We start from the raw sequence: 11,379 nt of genomic DNA, 5'->3' as shown, positions 1-11,379 counted from the left end.
GGTGCGGCGCGGCAACCTGGCCTGGGTACAGCGCCAGCACGATGTGTACGGCAGCGTGGTGCTGGCCTCCACCCAGCTGTTCTTCGACCGTCGCCTGCAGGATCCGGGTGACAGCCACACCTTCGCTCGGCTGGAACCGCTGGGTGAACAGGCTTTCGCACTGCACGACGTGCCCGACGCGGGCCTGTGGGAATTCCGCGGCCGCACCGAAGTGCATACCTACACCAGCGCGATGTGCTGGGCGGCGTGCGATCGCCTGTGCAAGATCGCCGTGCGCCTGAAGCGTGATGATCGCGCGCAGTACTGGCGCGAGCGTGCCGACACCATCCACGCACGCATCATTGAAAAAGCCTGGAGCGAAGAGCTCGGCCACTTCACCGATACCTTCGATGGCCATCGCCTGGATGCCTCGTTGCTGCTGCTGGCCGACATCGGCTTCATCGACGCCAACGACGCACGCTTCGTCGCCACCGTCGAGGCCATCGGCCGTGACCTCAAGCATGGCAACGCGCTGTATCGCTATATCGCGCCGGATGATTTCGGCGAACCGGAAACCAGCTTCACCATCTGCACGTTCTGGTACATCGATGCGCTCGCCGCCATCGGCCGCATGGATGAAGCCCGTGAGATGTTCGAAGCGCTGCTGCAGCAACGCAACCACCTGGGCCTGCTGTCGGAGGACCTGGCCTTCGACGGTGGTGAAGCCTGGGGCAACTTCCCGCAGACCTACTCGCATGTCGGCCTGATCACCGCGGCCATGCGCCTGTCGCGGTCCTGGCAGGAGGCCTCGTGAGTCGTCTTGTCATTGTTTCAAACCGCGTTGCCGTCCCCGGCGAGAACCGCGCCGGTGGCCTCGCCGTGGGCCTGCTGGCGGCACTGAAGGAACGCGGCGGGCTGTGGTTCGGCTGGAGTGGCAAGAGCGTGCGCGAGGCCAGTGGCACGCTGCACGAACAACGTGACGGTGACATCCAGTACGTCACCATGGACCTGGCCAAGCGCGATGTGGATGGCTACTACAACGGCTTCGCCAATCGCACTTTGTGGCCACTGCTGCACTTCCGCCTGGACCTGGTCGACTACGACCGCGGCACCCGCGAGACCTACCACAGGGTCAATGCGCTGTTTGCCGACAAGCTGGCGCCGCTGCTGCGCGAAGACGACATCGTCTGGATCCACGATTACCATCTGATTCCGCTCGGCGCGATGTTGCGTGAGCGCGGCATCGGCTGCCGCATTGGTTTCTTCCTGCACATCCCGATGCCCTCGGCTGATCTGCTGCAGGCCATGCCTGACCATCTGCGGCTGTTCTCGGCGCTGTATGCCTACGACCTGGTCGGCTTCCAGACCCAGCGCGATGCCGATCGCTTCCAGACCTACCTGCGGCTGTTCGGCGGCGGTCGAGTGCTCGACAACGGCAACCTCGAAGCGCCCGGTGGACGTCATTTCCGTGCCGCGGCGTTCCCGATCGGCATCGACACCGGGCTGATCGCCCGCCAGGCCAGCACTGCCGCCAGCAAGGCGGCGGTGAAGAACCTGCGCAGCAGCCTGCGCGACCGCCAGCTTGCCATCGGCGTAGACCGCCTGGACTACTCCAAGGGCCTGCCCGAGCGTTTCCTCGGCTTCGAACGCTACCTGCAGCGCCATCCCGACCAGCGCGGCTCGCTGACCTACCTGCAGATCGCCCCGGTCTCGCGCGGCGATGTCACCGAGTACCGGCAACTGCGCAGCCAGTTGGAGCAGATTGCCGGCCACATCAACGGTGGCCACGCCGAGCCCGACTGGACGCCGCTGCGCTACGTCAACCAGAACTTCACCCACGCCACCCTGACCGGCTTCTACCGCGCCGCCGCTGTCGGCCTGGTCACCCCGTTGCGCGATGGCATGAACCTGGTCGCCAAGGAATACGTGGCTTCGCAGGACCCGGAAGATCCCGGCGTGCTGGTGCTGTCCCTGCTGGCCGGCGCCGCCGATGAACTGAAGCAGGCACTGCTGGTCAACCCGCACGATCTGGATGGTGTGGCCGATGCCATCGCCACCGCCGCAACGATGTCATTGCGCAGGCGCCAGGAACGCTGGCACGCGATGATGGAACACCTGCGTACGTACGACATCAACCACTGGCGCCGCAGCTACCTCGAGGCGCTGGAAGGCTGACTGGAAAGGGAACGCAGGGGATCAAGCCGTTTACGCCACAAACGACTTGATCCCCTCCGTCCCCGTTTTTCAATCGAGGAAGCGCGCGGCCTGTGCCGGCGTCGGCAGGAAGCAGGCGTCATGGCGCCCGAACCAGCGATAGCGGTTGCGTGCCAGCACGCGGTAGGCGCCATCGCGCCAGCGGCGTGGCAGCACGCGCAGTACGGCCGCCAGGCGCCAACCACCGCCCAGTGCCGCCAGCACGCGCAGGATCGCATCGGTATCGGTCCACGCGCCCTGCCCGTCCAACAGCAGGAACGAGGTCGGGTCGTCCGCGTCCAGGCCGTGCGCGCGCAACAGCGCGCTGCCCTGCGCGCCCTGCATCGCCGCGAAGCGAAAGCGTTCCTGCCGGTCGAACCGCAGCAGGAAACGCACCCAGCGACTGCACAACGCGCAGACGCCATCAAAGACGATCACGCCGCCAGGCTCTACACCCGCAGCGCGATCCCCGCGCATCAGTCCATCCACACCAGCGTCGCCATCCGGCCGGTGCGGCGGTCGCGACGGTGCGAGTACAGATCCGCATCGGCCATGGTCGAGACCGTGCCGCCGTGGATGTTGCCCAGCTCCATGCCCGCCGCCTGCAGGCGCTGTCGCGCCAGCGCGAACAGATCCACCTTCCAGTGACCGGGCCGGGTTGCCACGAAGGCCGCCGCAGCGGCCGCGTCGTGGCCGACGAAGGCGTGGTACACCTCTTCGCCGATCTCGTAGTCGGCTGGTCCCGCTGCCGGGCCCAGCCACGCGCGCAGCTGTGCCGGCGGCGTCTGCATGGCGGCCACGGTGGCCTCCAGCATGCCGTCGGCCAGGCCACGCCAACCGGCATGGGCGGCGCCCACCTCGCTGCCATCGACGGCGGCGAACACCACCGGCAGGCAGTCTGCGGTGAGGATCGCCAGCACCACGCCGGGTACCGACGTCACCGCGGCATCGGCCACCGGTTCGCTGGCCCCCTCCACCGGCGGCGTGCCGAAACGCAGCACGGTGCTGCTGTGCACCTGGCGCAGCCAATGCGGCGCCGACGGCAACGCCAGACCCTGCTGCAGCAACTGCCGGTTATGCTCGACGTTGGCCGGGGTGTCGCCGTCGGCCGCGTGCCGGTTGCCCAGGTTGAACTGGGCGAACGGCTCCGGCGAGACCCCCGCGCCGTGCCGGCGCGTGGTCAGTGCATGCACGCCCGGGGGCGCCGGCCAATCGGCCTGCAGCAGCGGCAGCGCGGTAGTCATTACCAGCGGTCCCGCTCGCGCTCGGCGAAGGCAGCGCTGTCTTCGCGCAGCACCTTCATCAGGTGCAGCATGTCGGCCGGCGCCGGCGCCGTGTTGCGCACCGGCTCACCACTGATCGGATGCACGAACTCCAGGGTCTCTGCATGCAGGGCCTGGCGCTTGAAGCCGCGCAGCGCGGCCACCAGCTCGTCGCTGGCACCCTTGGGCAGCTTCAGCGCACCGCCGTACAGCTGATCGCCCACGATCGGATGGCGCAGGTGCGCCATGTGCACGCGGATCTGGTGGGTACGCCCGGTTTCCAGGCGGCATTCCAGCGCGGTATGCGCACGGAAGCGCTCGCGCAGGCGGTAATGGGTCACCGCTTCCTTGCCATCCTCGCGCACGCCCATCTTCAGGCGGTCGCGCGGGTGGCGGTCGATCGGCGCATCTGCGGTACCACCGGCCACCAGCGCGCCCATCACCACGGCCAGGTACTGGCGGTGCACGTCACGGGCAGCCAGCTGCTCGACCAGCGCGGTCTGCGCTTCCAGCGTGCGGGCCACGACCATCACGCCGCTGGTGTCCTTGTCCAGGCGATGCACGATGCCCGCGCGCGGCAACACCGCCACCGACGGATCGCGGTACAGCAGCGCATTGACCAGAGTACCGCTGTGGTTGCCGGCACCGGGGTGCACGACCAGGCCGACCGGCTTGTTGATCACCAGCAGGTGCTCGTCCTCGAACAGCACGTCCAGCGGAATGTCTTCCGGCTCGGCGGTGGTCTGGGTTTCCAGCACCACCTGCAGGGTGACCACCTCGCCGCCGCGCAGCGCGTCGCGCGGGCGTGCCTGCGCGCCGTCCAGCAGGACGTCGCCAGCCTTGATCCACTCGGTCAGGCGGGAGCGGGAGTATTCGGGGAACAGCTCGGCCACGACCGCGTCGAAACGACGGCCGGCGGAGGTGTCGGGGACAATGGCCTGGCGGGCCGATTCGGAGGGTTGTTCAGACATGGCAGGGGGCATCTTTGAAATTTTGGGGTCCCGGCGAGCCGGTTTCAGTCGCTGGACAGGACACTAGGCTATCATCGACCCTTCGTATTCCAGCCGCGTCCCGCATTGACCCCATGATCCGACGCTCCGTCCTGCTCTCCGCGCCCGTCCGCCTGACCGCCCTCCTGCTGGTGCTGGTCATCGTCGCCACTGGCTGCAACCGCGGCACCAAGGGCGATCGCCCTGATGAAGGCACCCCGGTCGAACAGCTCTACGAAAAGAGCCACAAGCTGATGCAAGGCGGCAACTGGAGCGGCGCCGAAGCCAGCTTCCGTCGCCTGGTGGCACAGTATCCCTACGGCCCGTACACCGAGCAGGCGATGATCGAATCGGCCTACGCCCAGTACAAGGCCGGCAAGCACGATGACGCGGTGTCCAGCATCGACCGCTTCATCCGTACCTACCCGACCCACCGCAACATCGCGTACCTGTACTACCTGCGCGGCCTGGCCAATTCCAATCGCAATACGGTATTCCTGCGTCGCGTATGGTCCCTGGACGCAAGCCGCCGCGATCTGTCCACGCCGCACCAGGCGTATTCAGACTTCAACATCGTGGTCGACCGCTACCCCAACAGCCGCTATGCCGCCGATGCGCGTCAGCGGATGCTGGTACTGCGTGACGTATTCGCCCAGCACGAGCTCGACAACGCGCTCTACTACATGCGCCGTGGCGCCTGGGTCTCGGCCGCCGGCCGCGCCAACTACCTGCTGGAAACCTATCCGCAGAGCGCGTTCCAGAACGACGCTGTTGCGGTTCTGGCCGACTCCTACACCCACCTGGGCAACAAGACCCTGGCCGACGACGCCCGCCGCGTCCTGCAGCTGAACCAGCCGGACCACCCGTGGCTGGAAGGCAAGTGGCCGAAGTATCCGTGGATGATCCGTAAGCTGAACCCGTTTGCCGGCGAGAAGTCCGCCGCCACCGGCCAGYGCAACGCGCGACTGGAAAAGAAGTAAGAAAGAGGCCCCGCAAGGGGCCTTTTTTTTCGTGGCGTCATCGCTAGGAATTCTCCGAATCCGCGATCGCTGCGACGTCCGTCCCAGTCAGCGCGAAGGGACAGCTTCCAGACTGCGGCGCAAAGGCCATCCCGGCCTGCATGGAGCGCCACATGTCCTCATCGTCCCAGCGGTTCCGACCCCGCCCGACCCTGCTGGTCACTGCCCTGCTCGCGCTGGCCGCCAGTCCCCTTGTCGCGATGGCGGCGGAGCCGGGCGACCTGCTCTCGGCCGCGCCCTACCGCGCCAGCTGGGTGCCCTCCAAGGCCGCCCAGGCCTACAAGCTGGCCTACCGCACCCCCGATCATCACGGACGCCTGGCCGAGGCGACCGGGCTGGTCTACCTGCCCGCCGGGCCTGCGCCGGCAGGTGGCTGGCCGGTCGTATCCTGGGCCCACGGCACCCAGGGCATCGCCGACCACTGCGCCCCTTCGGTGTCCGGCCCCTACCAGCCCGAGCCCGATGGCCGCTTTCTCGACCAGTTCCTGGATCAGGGCTATGCAGTGTTCGCCGCCGATTACCAGGGGCTGGGCAGCCCGGGCGACCACGCCTACCTGCACGTGCGCACCGCCGCGCGCAACGCCATCGATCTGGTGAAGGCGGGCCACCGGTTCCTGGGCAGCGCCACGCTGTCGCCGCGCTGGGTATCGGTGGGCCACTCGCAGGGTGGCGCCGCCGCGCTCACTGCTGGTCATCTGGCGCCATCCTATGGTGGGACGTCGCTGCAGTACCAGGGCAGCTTCACCACCGGCACGCCCACCGCCGTGGAGGTGACCGGCCTGGTGATGAAGCCGGACAACCGTACGCCGAATCCGGGCGCGCTCAATGCCTACCATGCCTACCTGCTCGATGGCCTGCTGCAGGTGGAGCCACGCATCGCGCAGGTGCTCAGCGCTGAGGGCCACGCACGCGTCGCATTGGCGCGCCAGCAGTGCCTGGGCCCGCTGGCTGTCACCCTGGAGGGCGCCAACACAGGAGAGATGTTCAACGCGCCGTTGAGCTCGGTACCGGGCATCTGGACATTGCTGCATGACTATCTGGGCGTGCCACGCCGGGGCTTCAGCCAGCCGCTGATGCTGGGCCACGGCAGCCAGGACCGCGACGTGCCCTATCTGACCACCCTGCTGTATGCCGCCGGCTTGGCCGTGCGCGGCGAACCGGTGGCCTTCCGACGCTACCCGGTCGACCATCGCGGCACCCTGGACGCAGCAGCGGCCGATGCCCTGGCATTCGTGCGCGCGCGGCTGGGGGACAGCCATTTTGACGACGCCGCCGAAACCGCCGGCCTGGAGCAACTGCTCAACGAAGCCCAGTAGATCCACGCCATGCGTGGATGGGCGGTACACCCGGTTGCCGGCCAGCGGCCGGCACTACCGATGGATCCATCGAACATTGGTAGCGCCGGGCCATGCCCGGCGACCGGTCCTCAGCTCTTGTAGCCGTTGCTGATCGGATAGCGGCGCTCACGCCCGAACGCGCGTCGCGAGACCTTCGGGCCCGGCGCGGCCTGGTGGCGCTTCCACTCGCTGATCCGCACCAGCCGCAGCACACGGTCCACCACCGCCGCGTCATAGCCTGCGGCGACGATCTCCGTGCGCGACTGCTCCTGGTCGATGTAGCGGTACAGGATGCCGTCCAGCACGTCGTAGGCCGGCAGCGAATCCTGGTCGGTCTGGTTTTCGCGCAGTTCGGCCGAAGGCGGGCGGCTGATCACCGCCGGCGGGATCACCGGCGCACCGCCAACGGTGTTGCGCCACTTGGACAGGCCGAACACCTCGGTCTTGTACAGGTCCTTCAGCGGCGCATAGCCGCCACACATGTCGCCATAGATGGTGGCGTAACCGACCGCGTACTCGCTCTTGTTGCCGGTAGTCAGCAACAGGCCACCGAACTTGTTGGCCAGCGCCATCAGGATCACGCCACGGCTGCGCGACTGCAGGTTCTCCTCGGTCACATCCGGCGTGGTGCCCTCGAACATCGGTGCCAGCGCCTGCATCAGGCCCTGGAACGCCGGCTCGATGGAAACGGCTTCCAGCTTAACGCCCAGCGCCTCGCACTGCTCGGCGGCCAGGTCGTTGGACATGCCGGCGGTATAGCGCGACGGCAGGCGCACCGCAGTGACGTTCTCGGCGCCCAGCGCATCGACCGCCATGGCCAGCACGATCGCCGAGTCGATGCCACCGGACAGACCCAGCCACACCTTCTTGAAACCGTTCTTGCTGCAGTAGTCCTGGATGCCGCGGGTGACCGCGCGCCAGGCCAGCGCATCCATGCTCTCGTCACCATCGTCCATCCATACCTGCGGCAGGAAGCTACGGGTAGCGCCGTCGTAGTCCACCACCAGCCACTGGTCGACGAAGGCCGCCGCGGCCGGGTGCACCGTGCCATCGCCATCGGCCACCACCGATGCACCATCGAACACCAGCGCGTCCTGGCCGCCCACCACATTGAGGTAGGCGATGGCCGCACCGCTTTCGCGGGTTCGTGCGGCCAGCACAGCGTCACGCTGGGCATGCTTGCCGCGCTCGTACGGGGAGGCATTGGGCACCACCACCAGCTGCGCGCCGGCACGCACCGTATCGGCCAGCGGCTCGGCGAACCACAGGTCCTCGCAGATCAGCAGGCCGACCGGGATGCCGTCAACCTCGAACACGCAGCTGCCACCGTCGGGGTCGACATCGAAGTAGCGGCGCTCGTCGAACACGGCGTAATTGGGCAGCTCGCGCTTGCGATAGGTCTGCTCCACCAGGCCATCGCGCAGCACGCTGGCCGCGTTGTAGACCACCGCGCCGGCCGCCTGTGGCCAACCGACCACGGCGGTGATGCCACGGCACGCAGCTGCAATGCGGGTCATCGCCTGCTCGCACTCGTACAGGAAGCCCGGGCGCAGCAGCAGGTCCTCCGGCGGATAGCCGCTGACCGCCAGTTCGGGGAACATCACCAGCCCGGCGCCGTACTCGTCGCGCGCCTGGCCGATCATCTCGATGATGCGCTCGGTGTTGCCGGCGACATCGCCAACCGGGAAGTCGAACTGCGCCATCGCGATGCGGATCGAAGCCATGAGGGTCCAGCCTGTGGTTGCAATACGCACATTGTAGATCCACGCCATGCGTGGATGGAGCGCACCTGGGTGTGTGCCACAGTAGTTCCACGCCATGCGTGGATGCGGTTCAGCGGGTCGCCGATACCCGGACGCAGAAAGGCCGCCCGGAGGCGGCCCTTCTGTTTCAGACAGCCGGCCAGCGGCCGGCTTTACAAACACGTAGCCGCTGCGCGGCTGCGGTCTTATTTCACCAGCTTGGCGATGGCAGCGCCCAGGTCGCCCGGCGAACGCACGGTGACGACGCCAGCAGCTTCCATGGCAGCAAACYTGCCTTCGGCAGTGCCCTTGCCGCCCGATGCGATCGCACCGGCGTGGCCCATGCGCTTGCCAGCCGGAGCCGAAGCACCCGCGATGAAACCGACGACCGGCTTCTTCACGTGGTTCTTGATGTACTCGGCACCGGCTTCTTCAGCGTCGCCGCCGATTTCGCCGACCATGATGATGCCTTCGGTCTGCGGGTCTTCGTTGAACAGCTTCAGGCAGTCGACGAAGTTCAGGCCGTTGATCGGGTCACCACCGATGCCGATGCAGGTGGACTGGCCCAGGCCGACTTCGGTGGTCTGCTTGACCGCTTCATAGGTCAGGGTGCCCGAACGCGACACGATGCCGATCTTGCCCGGCTTGTGGATGTGGCCCGGCATGATGCCGATCTTGCACTCACCCGGGGTGATGACGCCCGGGCAGTTCGGCCCGATCAGCACGGTGTCCGGATGCGAACGGGTCAGCACGTTCTTGACGCGCAGCATGTCCAGCACCGGGATGCCTTCGGTGATGCAGACGATGACCTTGATGCCGGCAGCAGCAGCTTCCAGGATCGCGTCAGCCGCGTACGGCGGCGGCACGTAGATGACCGAAGCGTTGGCGCCGGTGCTCTGCACGGCGTCGGCAACGGTGTTGAAGACCGGCAGGTCGATATGGGTGGTGCCACCCTTGCCCGGGGTCACGCCGCCAACAACCTGGGTGCCGTACTCGATCATCTGAGTGGCGTGGAAGGTGCCCTGCTGGCCGGTGAAGCCCTGCACGATCACCTTGGTGTTCTTATTGATCAAAACTGACATTGGATTTCCTTCGGTGTCGGATCAGGCGGCGTTCTTGACARCTTCGACGACCTTCTTGGCACCGTCGTTGATGTTGTCGGCCGGGATGATGGCCATGCCGCTGTCACGCAGCAGCTGCTTGCCTTCTTCCACGTTGGTGCCTTCCAGACGCACCACGACCGGAACCTTGACGCCCACTTCCTTCACGGCGGCGATGATGCCTTCGGCAATCATGTCGCAGCGGACGATGCCGCCGAAGATGTTGACGAAGATGCCTTCGACCTTGTCCGAGGACAGGATCAGCTTGAACGCTTCGATGACGCGCTGCTTGTTGGCACCGCCGCCCACGTCCAGGAAGTTCGCCGGCTCGCCGCCGTTGAGCTTGATGACGTCCATGGTGGCCATGGCCAGGCCTGCGCCGTTGACCATGCAACCGATGTTGCCGTCCATGGTGACGTAGTTGATGTCCAGCTCCGAAGCGATCACTTCGGTCGGATCTTCCTGGGTCTTGTCGCGCATGGCGACCAGGGCCTTCTGGCGGAACGCGGCGTTGTCGTCGCTGTCGAACTTGCCGTCCAGCGCGTACAGGTTGCCGTCGTCCAGGATGGCCAGCGGGTTGATTTCAACCAGCGCCAGGTCCTTTTCGTTGAACAGGCGGTACAGGTTCACCATGATGTTGGCGAACTGGCCGGCCTGCTTGGCGGTCAGGCCCAGCTTGAAGCCGAAATCACGGCCGTGGTAACCCTGCACGCCTTCGACGAAGTCGACGTTCAGCGAGTGGATCAGCTCCGGGGTTTCAGCGGCGACCTGCTCGATCTCCACGCCGCCTTCCGAAGAGGCGATGTAGGTGATGGTCTTGGTGCCACGGTCAACCAGCACCGACAGGTACAGTTCCTTGACGATCTCGCCAGCGGTGGTCACCAGCACCAGGTTGACCGGCAGTTCAACGCCAGCGGTCTGGTAGGTGGCCATCTTGGTGCCGAGCATCTTGGCCGCAGCGGCCTTCACGTCGTCGGTGGTCTTGCAGAACTTGACGCCGCCAGCCTTGCCGCGGCCGCCAGCGTGGATCTGCGCCTTGACCATCCAGGGGCCCTGGCCCAGGGAGTTGGCAGCGGCAACAGCTTCGTCCGGGGTCGCAGCGACCTTGCCGGCCGGGACCGGGATGCCGTACTCGGCAAGCAGTTGTTTTGACTGGTATTCGTGGAAATTCATGCGTCACCGTGGGAATAGGAACGACCGCACGCAATTCCTCAGGGCCCCGGCGGGGCGCCGGCATGGACCGCGGCGGGCCCACTATTGTGGCCGAGCCGGCGCCGGGGCGCAAAGAAGTATGGATAAAAGGCCGCAACCGGCCAGATTTCCACGGGCATTCAGGCAGTTGCGGCACGGCACGGCTCGCCCCCCAAAGGCCGAGCCGGGTCGATTGCGCAGCCCAGCCCGGTACAGGCCCCCTATACTGGTCCCGTAAATTCGAGCCCACGGTGCCGGCAACCGGGCAGCGAGCACATCCGACGATCGGGGGACGTCGGGCAGGTTCGGCCCACCGCCGTCATGATCCAGTTCCAGGCAGCCAGAAGGGGAGTTCCGGCGTGTCACCCAGTGCTTCATTGATCGACCGCATCGAATCGATACCGCGGCGCGAGCTGTATTTCTTCGCCCTGTACCGGGTGCTGATCGCCTCGGTCATCGCCGCCCTGCTCTACAGCCCGTTGTCGGCCATGGTCGGCGAAGCCCACCACCCGCGCCTGGCCTATTCGGTCGGCGCCGCCTATCTGCTGCTGTCCCTGTTGTGGCTGG

Annotated in this window: 10 protein-coding genes and 1 pseudogene; 5 read left to right on the top strand and 6 right to left on the bottom strand. The window is 66.7% G+C overall.

The window, feature by feature from the left end; all coding sequences use genetic code 11:
• On the top strand, positions 1–793 hold a 793-nt coding region (locus AB4Y84_RS04180; protein WP_442249807.1), incomplete at its 5' end, for a glycoside hydrolase family 15 protein.
• Entirely contained in the window at positions 790–2,154 is a 1,365-nt protein-coding gene (gene otsA / locus AB4Y84_RS04175) for an alpha,alpha-trehalose-phosphate synthase (UDP-forming) (protein WP_312786456.1), read from the top strand. The genes AB4Y84_RS04180 and otsA, both read left to right, overlap by 4 nt.
• 69 nt (positions 2,155–2,223) lie before the next feature.
• Here otsA and AB4Y84_RS04170 read toward each other — a convergent pair whose 3' ends face one another.
• The 3 genes from AB4Y84_RS04170 to rluD are packed head-to-tail and all read right to left on the bottom strand — an operon-like array spanning position 2,224 to position 4,405.
• A complete protein-coding gene (locus AB4Y84_RS04170; RefSeq protein ID WP_394198436.1) occupies positions 2,224–2,649 on the bottom strand; it encodes a thiol-disulfide oxidoreductase DCC family protein in 426 nt (141 codons plus the stop codon).
• A complete protein-coding gene (gene pgeF, locus AB4Y84_RS04165) occupies positions 2,649–3,416 on the bottom strand; it encodes a peptidoglycan editing factor PgeF (RefSeq protein WP_442244985.1) in 768 nt (255 codons plus the stop codon). The genes AB4Y84_RS04170 and pgeF overlap by 1 nt, the downstream gene beginning before the upstream one ends.
• Positions 3,416–4,405, bottom strand: a complete 990-nt coding sequence (gene rluD / locus AB4Y84_RS04160; RefSeq protein WP_223496322.1) for a 23S rRNA pseudouridine(1911/1915/1917) synthase RluD — start codon at positions 4,403–4,405, stop codon at positions 3,416–3,418. The genes pgeF and rluD overlap by 1 nt, the downstream gene beginning before the upstream one ends.
• Positions 4,406–4,518: 113 nt before the next feature.
• Between rluD and AB4Y84_RS04155 the strand changes: the two genes are divergently transcribed.
• Together AB4Y84_RS04155 and AB4Y84_RS04150 are read left to right on the top strand one after the other, a co-directional pair.
• Positions 4,519–5,403, top strand: coding sequence for an outer membrane protein assembly factor BamD (locus tag AB4Y84_RS04155; protein WP_442249806.1), 885 nt, complete (start codon positions 4,519–4,521; stop codon positions 5,401–5,403).
• Positions 5,404–5,555: 152 nt separating this feature from the next.
• Positions 5,556–6,758 carry an alpha/beta hydrolase gene (locus AB4Y84_RS04150; RefSeq protein WP_442244986.1) on the top strand — a complete coding sequence of 401 codons (1,203 nt, stop codon included), beginning with the start codon at positions 5,556–5,558 and terminating at the stop codon, positions 6,756–6,758.
• 110 nt (positions 6,759–6,868) lie between these two features.
• On the opposite strand, the gene AB4Y84_RS04145 is transcribed toward AB4Y84_RS04150, so the two are convergent.
• The 3 genes from AB4Y84_RS04145 to sucC form a co-directional block, all read right to left on the bottom strand.
• Positions 6,869–8,503 (bottom strand): NAD+ synthase, encoded by a 1,635-nt coding sequence (locus tag AB4Y84_RS04145; protein WP_363731955.1) that lies wholly within the window; start codon positions 8,501–8,503, stop codon positions 6,869–6,871.
• A 224-nt stretch (positions 8,504–8,727) separates the two neighbouring features.
• A complete protein-coding gene (gene sucD, locus AB4Y84_RS04140) occupies positions 8,728–9,603 on the bottom strand; it encodes a succinate--CoA ligase subunit alpha (protein WP_442249805.1) in 876 nt (291 codons plus the stop codon).
• Positions 9,604–9,624: 21 nt separating this feature from the next.
• Positions 9,625–10,794: an ADP-forming succinate--CoA ligase subunit beta gene (sucC, locus tag AB4Y84_RS04135; RefSeq protein ID WP_442249804.1), complete on the bottom strand. Its 1,170-nt coding sequence runs from the start codon at positions 10,792–10,794 to the stop codon at positions 9,625–9,627.
• Positions 10,795–11,171: 377 nt separating this feature from the next.
• On the opposite strand from sucC, the pseudogene AB4Y84_RS04130 reads away from it, so the two are divergent.
• Positions 11,172–11,379: pseudogene (locus AB4Y84_RS04130) on the top strand (PAS domain-containing sensor histidine kinase); the annotation flags it as partial.

This window comes from Stenotrophomonas sp. 2YAF22 (assembly GCF_052114665.1).
GTDB classification, from domain to species: domain Bacteria; phylum Pseudomonadota; class Gammaproteobacteria; order Xanthomonadales; family Xanthomonadaceae; genus Stenotrophomonas; species Stenotrophomonas indicatrix.
This window is presented reverse-complemented; position numbering and strand designations above follow the sequence as displayed.